The following is a 15,015-nucleotide window of genomic DNA, read 5'->3' as shown; positions in this document are numbered from 1 at the left end:
TTGGAGGCATAATACTATGGCAATTTATGATGTAAATGATTCAGATTTTAAAGAAAAAATTAGCGAAGGTGTAAAACTTGTAGACTTTTGGGCACCTTGGTGTGGACCATGTAAGATGATTGCACCAGTACTAGAAGAAGTAGCAACAGAAGTTGAAGGTAAAGCGGACATCCTTAAAGTAAACGTGGATGACAACCAAGCTACTGCAGCTGATTACGGAGTTATGTCTATTCCTACTTTAATTCTTATGAAAGATGGAGAAGAAGTAGACAAAGTTGTTGGCTTCCAACCAAAAGAGCAACTCGTTTCATTAATCGAAAAACACTTATAATATACGACTGAGCCGCGATAAGCGGCTTTTTTTATATCAATTGAGGGATCACTTATGGAAAAAGATTCACAGTTAAAGTTAAAACTTTCGGTGTTACCAAAAGAACCTGGCTGTTATTTAATGAAAAACAAACGCGATGAAATTATTTACGTCGGTAAAGCTAAAAATTTAAGGAATCGTGTACGATCATATTTTACCGGTGCACACGATGAAAAAACGATGCGACTTGTGAGTGATATCGTCGACTTTGACTTTGTCATCACAGATTCTGAAGTTGAGTCATTATTACTAGAAAACACTTTAATAAAAAAGCATCAACCACGTTATAACATTTTATTAAAAGACGATAAAAGTTATCCGTTTATAAAAATTACGAATGAACGACATCCACGTCTACTCGTTACACGTACGGTAAATAAACGAACAGGCAAATATTTTGGGCCGTATCCAAACGCTTATAGTGCACATGAAACAAAACGATTACTTGATCGTATTTATCCGTTACGAAAATGCGATACGATGCCGGATAGATTATGTTTGTATTACCACATTGGGCAGTGTCTTGGACCATGTGTGTATGAAGTAACAAAAACAGAAAATAACAAAATGATTCAAGGAATCACAAACTTTTTAAACGGTGATACCGATTCAGTCATAACAGATCTTGAAAATAAAATGCAAAAAGCATCAGAAGCATTAGAATTTGAACGTGCCAAAGAATATCGTGATTTAATTCATCATATAAATGCGACGATGGAAAAACAAAACATGTTAACGAGCGATATGACAGCGAGAGATGTGTTCGGATTTTACACGTATAAAGGTTGGATGGCAATTAGTGTCTTGCTGATTCGTAACGGTAAACTGATTGAGAAAAAAGCAGAAATGTTTGCAATGAATGATACAGTCGACGAAGAATTTAACCGTTTCGTCTTTCAGTTCTATGAGCTAGATTCGAACTTAAAACCAAAAGAAGTTCATTTACCAGTATCAATTGACCCAGCGATTTTAAATAAAGCATTACCGATGAAAACAATCACCCCAAAACGTGGTAGTAAACGTGAAATGGTTGATCTAGCGTGTAAAAATGCCGAAGTTGCAATTAAAAGTCGCTTTGAAATTATCGCGCGAGATGAAAGACGGACGACTGAAGCAATAGAAACACTTGGAGACGTACTGAATATTGAAACTCCAAGGCATATCGAAGCGTTTGATAACTCAAACATTCAAGGCGCAGATCCTGTTAGTGCGATGGTCACTTTTATTGACGGAAAGCCAGATAAAAAGTCATATAGAAAATATAAAATTCGTACGGTAGAAGGACCAGATGATTACGAATCGATGAGAGAAGTGATTCGCAGACGTTATAGCCGTGTATTACGTGAAGGTTTACCGCTTCCGGATCTCATTATCGTAGACGGTGGTATCGGACAAATGAACGCTGCGAAAAGTATTTTAAAAGATGAGCTCGGCGTATTTATTCCTGTCGCTGGTGTAAAAAAAGACGACAAACATAATACGGCAGAGTTGTTATACGGAGAAACTGCAGCAATCGTCCCTTTAAAGAAAACTTCACAAACGTTTTATTTACTACAACGTATACAAGATGAAGTCCACCGTTTTGCGATATCATTCCATCGAAATACGCGTAAAAAAACAGCATTTCGTTCTGCGTTAGACGATATTAAAGGACTTGGTCCAAAGCGTAAACAAGCGATGTTACGTGCCTTTGGATCAGTAGAAAATATGAAAACAAAATCCGTTGAAGATTTTCAAAGAATTGGGATTCCACAAAACATTTCAGAGGCAATTGTTGAAAAACTTAACAATAATAGCTGAAAAGGCTTTATAGTGTCTTGATTTAACTGATAATGAGTCGTAAAATATAAAGCAAACACTATGATTTGTTAATTTGGTTAGGGGGGACAATAGTGTCTAAACAAGATTCGAGCTTTTTTGTGAGAAGATTGCATTCATTGCTTGGAGTTGTGCCACTCGGTGTGTTCTTAGTTCAACACCTGATCATCAACAACTTCGCAACACGTGGACCAGAAGCGTTTAACACGGCTGCTGGATTCATGGGTAACTTGCCTTTTGTTTTAGTTCTTGAAACATTTGTCATTTACTTACCGATTTTATTCCATGGTATTTACGGTGTGTATATTGCATTTACTGCAAAAAACAACGTAGGTCGATACGGTACATACAGAAACTGGATGTTCCTTATTCAGAGAATTACGGGAATTATTGCATTCGTATTTATTGCGATTCACGTCTATCAAACACGTTTCCAAGTACTACTAGGTGCTGAAGTAAACTTTGATATGATGGCAGATATTCTCGGTAGTCCATTTTGGTTTGTATTCTATGTAGTCGGTGTTCTTGCGGTCGTATTCCACTTTGCAAACGGATTATGGTCATTCATGATTACATGGGGAATTACACAATCACCAAAATCTCAGCAAATAATGAGCTATGTTGCGATTATCGTTTTTGTAATTGTTGGATTCATCGGCGTTCAAACATTATTCGCATTTATTTAAAGGAGTGTCACTAATGGCAAATAATAAAGTTATCGTTGTCGGGGGTGGACTTGCAGGTCTAATGGCAACGATAAAAGCAGCAGAAAGCGGCGCACAAATTGATCTATTTTCAATTGTTCCAGTTAAACGTTCACACTCTGTATGTGCACAAGGTGGAATTAACGGTGCCGTAAATACAAAAGGTGAGGGAGATTCACCTTATAAACACTTTGATGATACGGTGTACGGTGGAGACTTTTTAGCCAACCAACCACCGGTTAAGGCAATGACTGAAGCAGCACCAAAAATTATTCACTTACTCGACCGTATGGGCGTTATGTTTAGTCGTACGCCAGAAGGTTTACTCGACTTCCGTCGTTTCGGTGGAACGTTATATCACCGTACGGCATTCGCAGGTGCAACGACTGGTCAACAGTTATTATACGCACTTGATGAGCAAGTAAGAAAATATGAAGTTGAAGGTTTAGTAACAAAATACGAAGGTTTTGAATTTTTAGGCATCGTTAAAGATGCTGAAGGTCGTGCACGTGGTATTACAGCGCAAGACATCAAAACGGGTGAAATTCGTTCGTTCGGTGCTGACGCGGTTATTATGGCTACAGGTGGACCTGGTATTATCTTTGGTAAATCGACAAACTCAATGATTAACACTGGATCAGCAGCGTCAATCGTGTACCAACAAGGTGCAGTATACGCAAACGGTGAGTTCATCCAGATTCACCCAACCGCAATTCCTGGTGACGACAAATTACGTCTTATGAGTGAGTCAGCGCGTGGTGAAGGTGGACGTGTTTGGACATACAAAGATGGTAAGCCTTGGTATTTCTTAGAAGAGAAATATCCAAACTATGGAAACCTTGTACCAAGAGATATCGCGACGCGTGAAATCTTTGATGTATGTGTAAATCAAAAGTTAGGTATTAACGGAGAAAACATGGTTTACTTAGACCTTTCGCATAAAGATCCACACGAGTTAGATGTTAAACTCGGTGGAATTATCGAAATCTATGAGAAATTTACTGGAGACGATCCGCGTAAAGTTCCGATGAAAATCTTCCCAGCAGTACACTACTCAATGGGTGGATTATATGTAGATTACGATCAAATGACAAACATCCCTGGTCTATTCGCAGCAGGTGAGTGTGATTATTCACAACACGGTGCAAACCGACTTGGTGCAAACTCATTATTATCAGCAATTTACGGTGGTATGGTTGCTGGACCTAATGCGATCGACTATGTGAACTCTTTAGAAACGACTTACGAAGAGTTAGATAGTGCAATTTTCGATGAAGCAGTAAAAGTCGAAGAAGATCGCTGGGAAAACATCCTTAACATGAAGGGTGAAGAAAACGCATATCAATTACACCGTGAACTTGGTGAGTTAATGACAAACAACGTAACAGTTGTTAGAGAAAACGCAAAATTAGTTGAAACAGATAAAGAAATCGTTAAATTAATGGAAAGATATCAAAACATTAATATGGACGATACAAAGCAGTGGAGTAACCAAGCTGCATTCTTCACAAGACAATTATGGAACATGTTAGTGTTAGCACGTGTAATTACAATCGGTGCATTAAACCGTAACGAATCTCGTGGTGCACATTACAAACCAGAATTCCCTGACCGTAACGATGAAGAATGGCTTAAAACTACAAAAGCGTATTACGAAGGGCCAACGGAAGCACCACGTTTTGAATATGAAGACGTTGATGTAAGCCTAATCCCACCACGCGTACGTGACTATACTAAGTAATCTGAGAGGAGTATTAAAATGGCAGAAACTATTAAATTAAAAATCAAACGCCAAGAAAACCCAGAATCACAAAGCTACTGGGAAGACTTTGAAATTCCTTACAGACCAAATATGAACGTCATCAGTGCGCTTATGGAGATTCAAAGAAACCCTGTGAACGCTAAAGGAGAAAAAACAACACCAGTCACTTGGGACATGAGTTGTTTAGAAGAAGTTTGTGGTGCGTGTTCAATGGTTATTAACGGAAATGCACGCCAATCATGTACTGCGCTAATTGACCAGTACACGCAACCAATCACGTTAGAACCGATGAGCACATTCCCAGTCGTTAGAGACTTACAAATTGACCGCTCACGTATGTTCGATAGCTTAAAACGTGTGAAAGCTTGGGTACCAATCGATGGTACATACGATCTTGGTGCAGGTCCTCGTATGCCTGAAAAGCAACGTCAAGTTGCATATGAACTTTCTAAATGTATGACATGTGGTGTATGTTTAGAAGTGTGTCCAAACGTAAACGACAAATCTGACTTTATCGGTGCAGCACCGATTTCACAAGTGCGTCTATTTAACTTACATCCAACAGGACGTATGAACAAAGACGAAAGATTAGATGCGTTAATGGGCAAAGGTGGAGTATCTGAATGTGGTATGGCACAAAACTGTGTTAAAGCATGTCCAAAAGGTATTCCATTAACAACTTCTATCGCATCTATGCAAAGAGAAACGACATTCCATATGTTTAAATCATTCTTTGGTAGTGACCATGAAGTAGAATAATATACAAAAAGATGTGTTTCGACACATCTTTTTTTATTTCAATTTTTAATTCATGTATAATATAGCCATATAGGTTAAGGTGGGGATAAATATGTCTTTGAACATGAATAGTGCATCGATTGAAAAGTCATTGAGGTATTTATCGGTGCAAGTAAGACTGTATGGTCGTGAAATATTAAAAGAATATAAATTATCAAAAATTCAATTTATCACACTACAATGGGTGAGTGATTCGAACGGTCAAACGATCGGAGAGGTCGCTAAAAAGTTAAATCTTGCGTATTCGACAACGACAGATATTATAGACAAACTCGAATGTAGTGGTTTTGTGCGTAGAGAGCGTGGTCATAAAGATAAACGTGTCGTTCTCGTAAAAATTGAACAAAAAGGTACGGAACTATTGTCTCAAGTTATTAAAAAGCGCGTACAGTTCATCGATGAAATTACGTGTGATTTTACAGAAGATGAGAAAGAAATGTTATCCACTTTGCTTAAACGAATGATTAAAAAAAGTGAGTCGATGTCATATGAATAATAAGGCGATAGGCGTTATGGATTCTGGAGTTGGTGGATTAACAGTTGTAAAAGAACTCGTACGACAACTACCGAGAGAAAAGATCGTATATTTTGGGGATAGTTTAAGATGCCCGTACGGCCAACGATCGAAAGAAGAAGTGTTATCGTTCACGAAAGAAATATATAATTTTTTAAGTCGTAAAGATATAAAGCTGTTTATCATTGCTTGTAACACAGCGACTGCTCTCGCTATTTCTGAAATTAGAAAGATGATAGATATCCCAGTCATCGGTGTTATTAAACCAGGATCAAGACGTGCATTACAAATTTCAGACAATGACAATATTCTCGTCTTATCTACGCGAGGTACGATGCTTTCACATAAATATAAGTCGACGATACAAAAGATTAATAAATCAGCAATCGTCACAGAGCATGCGTGTCCGGATTTTGTACCACTTATCGAAGCATTTAATTATAAAAATGATGATATACGAAATAATGTAATTTCCGAAACGTTACAGAGCGTTAAAGACACAAATGCAGACACAGTGATTCTCGGTTGTACCCATTATCCGTTAATTAAACAAGCGATTGATGATTATTTTTCAAATGAAAAAAATATTGTCGATTCTGGTTTAGAGACAGCAAGAGACGTCAGTACGTTACTAGAGTTTAAAGAGTTACTCAGCTCAAACGACGATGAGATCATACACGAGATTTACGTTCACGGAGACCATCAACAATTCGAAAAGATTTTAAACGAATGGATGCCGAATTTTAAATATACGATTCAATCAGTACAATTATAGGAGTATTTTATGAGCAAAATAGTAATTGCAAGTGGTAATAAAGGTAAAATTAATGATTTCAAATCAATTTTTAAACAGTTCGAAGTCGTTGGGATTCAATCTATTTTAGAAGATTTTGATCCTGTAGAAGATGGTGAAACGTTTAAAGATAATGCTTTAATAAAAGCATTAGAAGGTGCAAAACGTACGAATCTACCTGTAATCAGTGACGATTCAGGATTATCAGTAGAAGCGTTAGAAGGTGCTCCAGGAGTAAGATCTGCACGTTTTGCTGGAGATGACGCGACTGATCAAGAAAATAACAAAAAGTTATTACAATTAATGAAAGGTGAAGAAAACAGATCCGCATACTTTACTTCTGTTATTGCGGTCGCATTTCCGGATGGAACAGCGTATACGTATGAGGGCGTTGTATTCGGTGAAATATTAGAAGCACCAGTTGGCACTAATGGATTTGGATACGACCCGCTCTTTCAAACGTTAGATGGTAAAAAGTTTGGCGAGTTATCGACAGATGAAAAATCTGAGATTTCCCATCGAAAACGTGCCATCGACAAGTTATTAGAAGATGAAAACTTATTTAATAGACTTCAAAGTTAGGTGAAATAATGAAAGTATTAATCGTCAGTGATAACCATAGAGAAAAGACAATGATTGAAAAATTGCCTAAAGAAATAGATGCTGATCTATACATCCATCTCGGTGATAGCGAACTATCATCAGAAGATGCTCTACTCGAACCGTATGAGTATGTTAAAGGAAATACGGATTATGATACGAGTTTTAGAACTGAACAATTATATGACGGACTTATTTATTTTACACACGGTCATTTATACCACGTAAATCGTGATCGAAATTTACTCGCTTCAAAAGCGAAAGCACTCGGTGCAATTTATGCGTTATATGGTCATACGCATATCGCTAAAGTAGAAAAAATTAATGACGTTTACTGTATAAACCCAGGATCAATATCCGCTTCTAGAAGTTCTGAGCCAGAAACATATGCAGTATTAGACACTGAAGAGAAAATCGTAACGTTTTATAAAAGAGACGGAGAAGTGTTAAAACAAGTCGAACTCGAGTGAATCAATGAAACACGTATAATTATAAAAAAACATGTTGACATTTAGACGTGCCATTTATTATAATGGTTATTGTGTTCATTGATAGGTCCCGGTAGCTCAGCTGGATAGAGCAATGGCCTTCTAAGCCATCGGTCGGGGGTTCGAATCCCTCCCGGGACGTAATAAAATCCTTGTAATCACTTTGATTACAAGGATTTTTTATTGTCATTTATAAAAAGAAGCAATTTTTAAATAATTAAAAATCGATGTTTACTTCATAACTTCCAATATCATCAAATGTTTCATCATCGAAAACAATTAATGTCATTTCAAGATTCTCGTTTAATTCAGGTAATTCTTCACCTTCAGGTAAAAACATTTCTTCTAATACTAGTGCATCTTTAATCTTCTTACCACCAACGATTTCAGCACTAAACACTGCGATGTCATCCACCATATAACCATCAGCAGAAACATCACGTGACTGAACTATAATTTTTCTATCTGTTTTGTTTTCGATTTCAAAGTTAACTTTTATACTGTCTCCAAATATTTCATCTTTAGTTCTCTCAACATTTTTCAAGTCGATTTTTACAAAATCATCATCTGCGATGTTCTTATTAACATCTTCTGTTTCAGTTGTAGCTTCTTCTTCTCCTGTTTCCTCAATCACTTCATCTTTTTTCTTTTCTGCCTCAACTTGTTCAGATTCAGCATCTTTTCTGAGTTCTGATGCGACCTCTTCCGTAGAAGATTCACCACATGCAGTAAGTAATAACAAAAGTGCTGAGCTAGTGAGTGATAATAATAATTTCTTGTTCAACTGTTTATTTCTCCTTTTAATGTCTTTCAGTTAATTAAATTATCTATTCGTAATTTTTAATGGATGTTTTTGAACTCAAAATTTTGTTAATTTTAAAATGCACTAAATAGATACATATTTAATTTTTAAATTAATCCCTTTTTAAATTGTTTACTCAAAGAACTTTTAGTTTTACGGCTAGAAGTAGTTTTATTATATACTTGAGTACGTTATGTAGGGGTAATGATTTTATATTAAAGTGCAATCATTAACCAATAATTGTCATCCTAATATTAAATTCTCTCTCCTTTCTCATTGTTATTATACAATATAAAATTAAAAAAGATATTGAATATTGTATTTTATAAATCATAAACATTTGATTGATACTCAGCACAATCAGTATATCTATTTTATGCAAATGTTAAGTGTTTATTTATACTTCATGAAAGATTACTTTACTGATTATGTTGGGTATACGATATACACGTATTAAAAAAGTATATAAAGGAGTTTAACGTATGGATAAAAATCATATTATTTTATTGATTAACGAAGATTTAGTCAGTATGGATGAAGAATTTAGAGATGAACCTTATGACATTTATTATCAACCGAATGAAGGGCAAATTTATATGTCTGTAAGTGGTATGGAATACGACGGTTACGATAAAGAGGCGTATATAATTGCTAAAATTGAAAATCAAGAAGTTGTGAATTGGTATATTTAAAAAGCACCCATAATATTGGGTGCTTTACTGCTTATATTAATCTACTAATTTCAGTCTTTCTTTTAGTGCATTAAATATGACAGCACCGATCATACCAACGATGAGTGTCGATATAAATATTGCGATGACTGATGGCCAATATGGTATCCCTAATACAGATTTCAGCATGAGTGATACGATAAGCCCACATACAACTGCGTATTGTACGACGTTTATCCATAAGTTTTTAATGAAGTAACTAATTGTATACGAAACGACCGCACATCCTACTCCGACAAGAACGTCGATATACCCGAGTGGTGAAAAGAAGTTTGCAACTGTTACACCTACGATCATTCCAGGTATCAATTTTCGGTTTATAAACGGAAGGATAGCGAGCATTTCTGACACGCGGACTTGTATCATTCCGTGACCGATGGGGTTAATTGTCGTTAAGACGACATACAAAGCGGCGATACATGCATTAATTGCAAGATCCTTTGAAGTAAATTTCATTGTAATTCTCCTTAGTTTTTTATACAGGGAAGTTTTCGAACCTGTTTCAATGTGAAATTATAGCAAAACACATTAAAAATTACTATAGTATAATGAAGACAGTAAAAGATTAGGAGTATATAGATGAGTAAATTTGATGAAATGATTTTAGTAGTAAATAGAAAAGATTTATTTAATGATGAAGCACATGCGTTTAACGGTTTTTTAAGTCAATCTGATGCACGTTTTAATGAAATCACGAAGACGTTAGATGACTATGAAATTAAACGCCGTGGAGATATGGAAGAAGACGAGTCGTATAAACAACTCGTATCATATACGATTGTTGAAAGTGAAGATGAAACGCTCGTTTATAAACGTTTAACAGGTGGCGGTGAATCTCGTCTACATGGACTTCATTCAATCGGTGTCGGTGGACATATGAACGATATTGAATCTGAAGAAAACATTAAAGAAAAAATGTTTGAAAACGCAGCGCGTGAACTACAAGAAGAAATTGGCTTAGAAAAGAAAGACTTAAACGCCTTTGAACTAATCGGTTTAATTAACGATGATACAAACGAAGTCGGACGTGTCCATATTGGACTCGTATTTAAAGTAAATGTCGACAAAGAAAAAGTATTTACGAATGAAGAAGACACGCTACAACTTATATGGTCAAAAAGAGAAGAGTTAAAAGAGTTAGGAAACTACGAAACGTGGAGTGAACTCATCATTCGTGATTTATATGAATAATTTAACATCACACCCACGGTTTATTAAAAAAATCGAACGTGATTTAAAAGCACTCTATCATGATAATGATTTTGATTTTTTTATAGATAGATTTGCTGAATATAACACGTTAATAGAACATACAAATATCACTTTAGTCGAAATGTATTATGATGTGTTAATTCAAAAAAACGAATATGAAAAAATGTATAAATACGCACAGCTTTGTTTTCAAACGAAAGAAGTGTCACGCGATGAAGCAGAAGTTCATCTGAACATGATCCTTCAAGCGTTATTCAATTTAAAGTTATATGAAGAATTACTCGAATGGTCAAATATCGTTACTGTGACAGGTAAAGAGAGTGGGATGGCAGCCTCACTTATACAATTTGCGACACATTGCAAACATTATGCGACAGAAGAGTTAAAGAAAAGAAATACGATGACGCAACCAAATGAAAATAATGATGAAGTGTTTAATACGGTAGATATTGATATAGATGAGTATTTAAACGCCGAAAATCCGACACTTGTCATCGCTGCGGTTGAGCATTTAATCGATTTAAAAGATGAGACATATGGTGATGATGTTTATAAATTACTTCAATCGGAAAGAGATATGAGTGTAGCATCACTGATGGTCATTTATTTAAAAGAAATAGAGTATGACGGTGTCATTCATCTAGAAAAATTTGGTGAAACGTTTGATGCACATACGAGTGAATTTAAACAATTTGAGAAATCTGCAAAAGTTGAACCGACGATTCGTTGGATTGTCGAAGAGGGTCAGCTTCGCTTTGACCACGAGGAACGCATACAACAAGCGATTGAAATATTTTTAAACATTAGCTTACTATGGTATCCTCTTAAAGTGCCGTTCACACCTAAAGAACTAGCAAAAGGGTTTATATCGTATACAAAAATGTTAAATAACGAATTACCCATGCATTCGTTTAATGGTTTTGTGGCGGATTGGATACTAAAAATTGAAAAAGAAATTCATAAGTAGTCGATACTTTTATTGAAAAATCGATTATGTTACAATGAATAGGTTAATTAAAATGTAAAATAACGGAGGAAATGATTATGTCTCAAACACAAACTTGGGAAAAGAAAGAAGGAAACGTAGGTACATTAACAATTACAGTACCTGCTGAAGATTTTGACAAAGCTTTAGACCAAGCATTCAACAAAGTAAAAAAAGATATTCAAGTACCTGGATTTAGAAAAGGTAAAATTCCTCGTCAAATGTTCGAAAAACGCTTTGGCGTTGAATCATTATATCAAGACGCTTTAGATATCGTTTTACCAGGCGCTTATAGCAAAGCGATTGATGAAACAGGTATTAAACCAGTCGATCAACCGAGCGTTGATGTTAAAGAAATTGAAAAAGGCAAAGATTTAGTTCTTGAATTAGAAGTGACTGTAGAGCCAGAAGTAGAGCTTGGTGAATACAAAGGACTTGAAGGTAAAGAAATCGATGCCGAAGTATCTGAAGACGATGTAAACGAACAAATCGAAGCGTTACTCGGTCAATATGCTGAGCTTGTCGTTAAAGAAGGCGAAGTTGCTGAAGGTGACGTTGCAAACATCGACTTCAAAGGCTTCGTTGATGGAGAAGCATTCGAAGGCGGAGAAATGGAAGGACACGACCTTGAAATCGGTAGTGGTACATTCATTCCTGGATTTGAAGATCAGTTAATCGGTCTTAAAGCTGGAGAAGAAAAAGACGTAGAAGTTACTTTCCCAGAAGAGTATCAAGCAGAAGAACTTCAAGGTAAAGACGCAACGTTTAAAGTAAAATTAAACGAAGTAAAAGAAAAAGAAGCAAAAGAACTCACTGACGAATTTGTTAAAGAAGAATTAGAAGGCTTTGAAGGCGTTGAAACAGCTGACGAAGTTAAAAAACAAATCGAAGAAGACTTAAAGAACTTTAAAGAACAAGAAAGAGATTATGAATTAAGAGAATCTCTCGTTGTTCAAGCAGCTGAAAATGCGAAAATGGAAATTCCTGAAGCAATGGTTGAAAGTGAACAACAAAGAATGCTTCAAGAATACGAACAACGTCTTGCTCAACAAGGGTTAAACTTAGAGTTGTTCGAGCAAATCTCTGGTCAAACGAAAGAAGACTTACTCGAGCAAATGAAAGACGACGCGTTTAAACGTGTACGTACTGGTTTAACTTTACAAGCAATTGCACAAGCTGAAAACATTGAAGCGACTGAAGAAGATGTCGATAACGAATTACAAAAGTTAGCAGACCAATTCCAAATGGCAAAAGACGATATCAAAAAAGTACTCGGTGATTTATCTGTCATTGAAAATGATATTAAAAACCAAAAAGCAATTGAGTTCTTAGTAGATAACAGAAAACAATAAAATCAAGAAAAGCTCTATACATGGATGTGTATAGAGTTTTTTTATCAATACAATTTATTTGAAAGAGTCGGTATAGTATAGTAATATACGTAAGAGCGAAAGGTCGGTGTATACATGTTTAAATTTAACGAAGATGATCAAGATCTAACATGTAGTTTCTGTGGTAAAAACCAAGATCAAGTTCAAAAACTGATCGCAGGAAGTGGCGTTTACATTTGTAATGAGTGTATTGAATTATGCCACGAAATAATTGAAGAAGAATTAAAAGACGCACCACAAGAATTTTTAACTGAGATTCCAAAACCAGGTGAAATTCAGGCAGCGCTTGATGAGTATGTCATCGGACAAGAAAAAGCAAAGCGTGCACTTAGTGTTGCGGTGTATAACCACTATAAACGTATTAACCATGAAAGTGATGACGATGTAGAAATTTCTAAAAGTAACATCGCTTTAATTGGACCAACAGGTTCAGGTAAAACATTACTCGCACAAACACTTGCACGCACATTAGAAGTGCCGTTTGCGATTGCAGATGCGACAAGTTTAACTGAAGCGGGTTACGTTGGAGATGACGTTGAAAATATTTTGCTCCGTTTAATTCAAGCAGCGGATTATGATATTGAGCGTGCTGAAAAAGGAATTATTTACGTCGATGAAATCGATAAGATTGCTCGTAAAAGTGAAAATACGTCAATAACACGCGATGTTTCCGGTGAAGGGGTACAACAAGCATTACTTAAAATTTTAGAAGGAACAGTTGCGAGTGTACCACCACAAGGTGGCCGTAAACATCCAAACCAAGAATCGATTCAAATCGATACGAAAGATATTCTGTTCATCCTCGGTGGAGCTTTTGATGGTATTGAAGAGATTATTAAACGCCGTATTGGTGCGAAAGTAATTGGATTTGGTAGCGGCGAAGAAAATGTCGATACGAATGAAGAGTTAATGGCATTAGTTCGTCCGGACGACCTACAAAGCTACGGGTTAATTCCTGAGTTTATTGGTCGTGTGCCGATTATAGCGAATTTAGAAGAGCTCGATACAGACGCACTGACTTCAATTTTAACAGAACCAAAAAATGCTTTAGTGAAACAATATAAACGTATGCTTGAACTTGACGATGTTGAGTTAGAATTTGATGATGATGCACTCGTTGCGGTCGCGAAACTTGCGATTGAAAGAAAAACAGGTGCACGAGGATTACGTTCAATTATCGAAGAGCGTATGGTAGATATTATGTTTGACGTACCGTCAAATGATAATATTTCTAAAGTTAAAATTACGAAAGATACGATTGTGAATGAAACAGATCCTTTAGTATATGATGCTGAGGGTAACGAAATTCACTTAAATGAACAGAGTGCATAATTTATTAGGCTGTCTTTTATAAGACGGCCTTTTTTTAGAGGTGGAGTAAATGGAATTAAATCCAAACAAAATTGAATTTTTAATATCGGCAGTAGCAAAAGAGCAATATCCTGAAACAAATTTACCAGAAATAGCGATGGCAGGGCGTTCAAACGTCGGTAAATCGAGTTTTATCAATGCGATATGTGGACGTAAAAATATCGCGAGAATTTCAAGTAAACCAGGTAAAACGGTGACGTTAAACTTTTATAATGCGGATAATCAATTCGTATTTGTCGATGTTCCAGGCTATGGTTACGCAAAGCAATCTAAAAAAGAACGTGAAAAATGGGCATCGATGATAGAGAATTATTTTATTCATAGAGAGATGTTGCATGCGTGTGTTCAAATTATCGATTTACGTCATCCGCCGACAAACGATGACGTTTTAATGTATGACTTTTTAAAGCAACTCGATATACCAACAATTGTCGTAGCAACTAAATCAGACAAATTACCTAAAAGTAAATTACAAAAACACGTATCAATTATCAAAAAAGAATTAGAATTAGAACCTGAAGACGTCATTATCCCATTTTCTTCAACTGAGAAGTACAATGTAGATAAAGTACTCGATGCAATTGAGGAGAGAATCTAACAAATTATTGAACATTGAGCCAAAAAACTCAAAGAACGTCCTATATTTGATACTATTATATAAGTAAACAAATATTTA

At 35.8% G+C, this 15,015-nt stretch carries 17 protein-coding genes, 1 tRNA gene and 1 riboswitch; of the genes, 16 read left to right on the top strand and 2 right to left on the bottom strand.

Features of this window, described 5'->3' with window-relative positions; all coding sequences use genetic code 11:
* The first annotated feature begins 16 nt into the window (after positions 1-16).
* From trxA to CJ229_RS02455, 10 genes are all read left to right on the top strand, one after another.
* Positions 17-331, top strand: coding sequence for a thioredoxin (gene trxA / locus CJ229_RS02500; protein WP_040928688.1), 315 nt, complete (start codon positions 17-19; stop codon positions 329-331).
* Between the two features lie 54 nt (positions 332-385).
* On the top strand, positions 386-2,170 hold the full coding sequence (uvrC, locus tag CJ229_RS02495; RefSeq protein ID WP_102167483.1) for an excinuclease ABC subunit UvrC: 1,785 nt from the start codon (positions 386-388) through the stop codon (positions 2,168-2,170).
* A 92-nt stretch (positions 2,171-2,262) separates the two neighbouring features.
* Positions 2,263-2,874 (top strand): succinate dehydrogenase cytochrome b558 subunit, encoded by a 612-nt coding sequence (locus tag CJ229_RS02490; RefSeq protein ID WP_068129345.1) that lies wholly within the window; start codon positions 2,263-2,265, stop codon positions 2,872-2,874.
* A gap of 13 nt (positions 2,875-2,887) precedes the next feature.
* Complete coding sequence (gene sdhA / locus CJ229_RS02485) at positions 2,888-4,633, top strand: succinate dehydrogenase flavoprotein subunit (protein WP_102167484.1); 1,746 nt, start codon at positions 2,888-2,890, stop codon at positions 4,631-4,633.
* 18 nt (positions 4,634-4,651) lie between these two features.
* The gene (gene sdhB, locus CJ229_RS02480; protein ID WP_040928684.1) at positions 4,652-5,413 is read left to right on the top strand and encodes a succinate dehydrogenase iron-sulfur subunit; all 762 of its coding nucleotides are present in this window, start codon (positions 4,652-4,654) and stop codon (positions 5,411-5,413) included.
* Positions 5,414-5,504: 91 nt separating this feature from the next.
* Positions 5,505-5,948 carry a MarR family winged helix-turn-helix transcriptional regulator gene (locus CJ229_RS02475; RefSeq protein ID WP_317846613.1) on the top strand — a complete coding sequence of 148 codons (444 nt, stop codon included), beginning with the start codon at positions 5,505-5,507 and terminating at the stop codon, positions 5,946-5,948.
* A 16-nt stretch (positions 5,949-5,964) separates the two neighbouring features.
* On the top strand, positions 5,965-6,741 hold the full coding sequence (gene racE / locus CJ229_RS02470; protein WP_257993693.1) for a glutamate racemase: 777 nt from the start codon (positions 5,965-5,967) through the stop codon (positions 6,739-6,741).
* A gap of 9 nt (positions 6,742-6,750) precedes the next feature.
* Positions 6,751-7,341: an RdgB/HAM1 family non-canonical purine NTP pyrophosphatase gene (rdgB, locus tag CJ229_RS02465; RefSeq protein WP_070709787.1), complete on the top strand. Its 591-nt coding sequence runs from the start codon at positions 6,751-6,753 to the stop codon at positions 7,339-7,341.
* Between the two features lie 8 nt (positions 7,342-7,349).
* On the top strand, positions 7,350-7,829 hold the full coding sequence (locus tag CJ229_RS02460; RefSeq protein WP_246830697.1) for a metallophosphoesterase family protein: 480 nt from the start codon (positions 7,350-7,352) through the stop codon (positions 7,827-7,829).
* An 85-nt stretch (positions 7,830-7,914) separates the two neighbouring features.
* Positions 7,915-7,988 (top strand) — tRNA-Arg (locus CJ229_RS02455).
* Between the two features lie 76 nt (positions 7,989-8,064).
* Here the strand turns inward: CJ229_RS02455 and CJ229_RS02450 are convergent.
* On the bottom strand, positions 8,065-8,631 hold the full coding sequence (locus tag CJ229_RS02450; protein WP_102167487.1) for a hypothetical protein: 567 nt from the start codon (positions 8,629-8,631) through the stop codon (positions 8,065-8,067).
* Between the two features lie 500 nt (positions 8,632-9,131).
* Here CJ229_RS02450 and CJ229_RS02445 point away from each other — a divergent pair, with 500 nt between their 5' ends.
* Positions 9,132-9,341, top strand: a complete 210-nt coding sequence (locus CJ229_RS02445; RefSeq protein ID WP_068129357.1) for a hypothetical protein — start codon at positions 9,132-9,134, stop codon at positions 9,339-9,341.
* Between the two features lie 36 nt (positions 9,342-9,377).
* Here the strand turns inward: CJ229_RS02445 and CJ229_RS02440 are convergent, their stop codons facing one another.
* On the bottom strand, positions 9,378-9,836 hold the full coding sequence (locus tag CJ229_RS02440; protein WP_102167488.1) for a QueT transporter family protein: 459 nt from the start codon (positions 9,834-9,836) through the stop codon (positions 9,378-9,380).
* Positions 9,837-9,841: 5 nt separating this feature from the next.
* Positions 9,842-9,886: riboswitch (PreQ1 riboswitch) on the bottom strand.
* A 73-nt stretch (positions 9,887-9,959) separates the two neighbouring features.
* Here CJ229_RS02440 and CJ229_RS02435 point away from each other — a divergent pair.
* The 5 genes from CJ229_RS02435 to yihA all read left to right on the top strand — a co-directional run bounded on the left by CJ229_RS02435 (position 9,960) and on the right by yihA (position 14,937).
* Positions 9,960-10,571 (top strand): NUDIX domain-containing protein, encoded by a 612-nt coding sequence (locus CJ229_RS02435; protein WP_068129362.1) that lies wholly within the window; start codon positions 9,960-9,962, stop codon positions 10,569-10,571.
* Positions 10,564-11,559 carry a hypothetical protein gene (locus tag CJ229_RS02430; protein ID WP_102167489.1) on the top strand — a complete coding sequence of 332 codons (996 nt, stop codon included), beginning with the start codon at positions 10,564-10,566 and terminating at the stop codon, positions 11,557-11,559. Before CJ229_RS02435 ends, CJ229_RS02430 begins: the two co-directional genes overlap by 8 nt.
* A 77-nt stretch (positions 11,560-11,636) precedes the next feature.
* On the top strand, positions 11,637-12,929 hold the full coding sequence (gene tig, locus CJ229_RS02425) for a trigger factor (protein WP_102167490.1): 1,293 nt from the start codon (positions 11,637-11,639) through the stop codon (positions 12,927-12,929).
* A gap of 114 nt (positions 12,930-13,043) precedes the next feature.
* Positions 13,044-14,300 carry an ATP-dependent Clp protease ATP-binding subunit ClpX gene (clpX, locus tag CJ229_RS02420; protein ID WP_068129367.1) on the top strand — a complete coding sequence of 419 codons (1,257 nt, stop codon included), beginning with the start codon at positions 13,044-13,046 and terminating at the stop codon, positions 14,298-14,300.
* Between the two features lie 49 nt (positions 14,301-14,349).
* Complete coding sequence (yihA, locus tag CJ229_RS02415) at positions 14,350-14,937, top strand: ribosome biogenesis GTP-binding protein YihA/YsxC (RefSeq protein WP_102167491.1); 588 nt, start codon at positions 14,350-14,352, stop codon at positions 14,935-14,937.
* Positions 14,938-15,015 lie beyond the last annotated feature (78 nt).

Source organism: Nosocomiicoccus massiliensis (genome assembly GCF_002871345.2).
Lineage (GTDB): Bacteria > Bacillota > Bacilli > Staphylococcales > Salinicoccaceae > Nosocomiicoccus > Nosocomiicoccus ampullae_A.
This window is presented reverse-complemented; position numbering and strand designations above follow the sequence as displayed.

Excerpts from the sequence above, each read along its gene's own strand:
- trxA (WP_040928688.1), top strand. The coding sequence starts at position 17 with ATGGCAATTTATGATGTAAATGATTCAGATTTTAAAGAAAAAATTAGC.
- uvrC (WP_102167483.1), top strand. The coding sequence starts at position 386 with ATGGAAAAAGATTCACAGTTAAAGTTAAAACTTTCGGTGTTACCAAAA.
- sdhA (WP_102167484.1), top strand. The coding sequence starts at position 2,888 with ATGGCAAATAATAAAGTTATCGTTGTCGGGGGTGGACTTGCAGGTCTA.
- sdhB (WP_040928684.1), top strand. The coding sequence starts at position 4,652 with ATGGCAGAAACTATTAAATTAAAAATCAAACGCCAAGAAAACCCAGAA.
- CJ229_RS02475 (WP_317846613.1), top strand. The coding sequence starts at position 5,505 with ATGTCTTTGAACATGAATAGTGCATCGATTGAAAAGTCATTGAGGTAT.
- racE (WP_257993693.1), top strand. The coding sequence starts at position 5,965 with ATGGATTCTGGAGTTGGTGGATTAACAGTTGTAAAAGAACTCGTACGA.
- rdgB (WP_070709787.1), top strand. The coding sequence starts at position 6,751 with ATGAGCAAAATAGTAATTGCAAGTGGTAATAAAGGTAAAATTAATGAT.
- CJ229_RS02460 (WP_246830697.1), top strand. The coding sequence starts at position 7,350 with ATGAAAGTATTAATCGTCAGTGATAACCATAGAGAAAAGACAATGATT.
- CJ229_RS02445 (WP_068129357.1), top strand. The coding sequence starts at position 9,132 with ATGGATAAAAATCATATTATTTTATTGATTAACGAAGATTTAGTCAGT.
- CJ229_RS02440 (WP_102167488.1), bottom strand. The coding sequence starts at position 9,836 with ATGAAATTTACTTCAAAGGATCTTGCAATTAATGCATGTATCGCCGCT.
- CJ229_RS02435 (WP_068129362.1), top strand. The coding sequence starts at position 9,960 with ATGAGTAAATTTGATGAAATGATTTTAGTAGTAAATAGAAAAGATTTA.
- CJ229_RS02430 (WP_102167489.1), top strand. The coding sequence starts at position 10,564 with ATGAATAATTTAACATCACACCCACGGTTTATTAAAAAAATCGAACGT.
- tig (WP_102167490.1), top strand. The coding sequence starts at position 11,637 with ATGTCTCAAACACAAACTTGGGAAAAGAAAGAAGGAAACGTAGGTACA.
- clpX (WP_068129367.1), top strand. The coding sequence starts at position 13,044 with ATGTTTAAATTTAACGAAGATGATCAAGATCTAACATGTAGTTTCTGT.
- yihA (WP_102167491.1), top strand. The coding sequence starts at position 14,350 with ATGGAATTAAATCCAAACAAAATTGAATTTTTAATATCGGCAGTAGCA.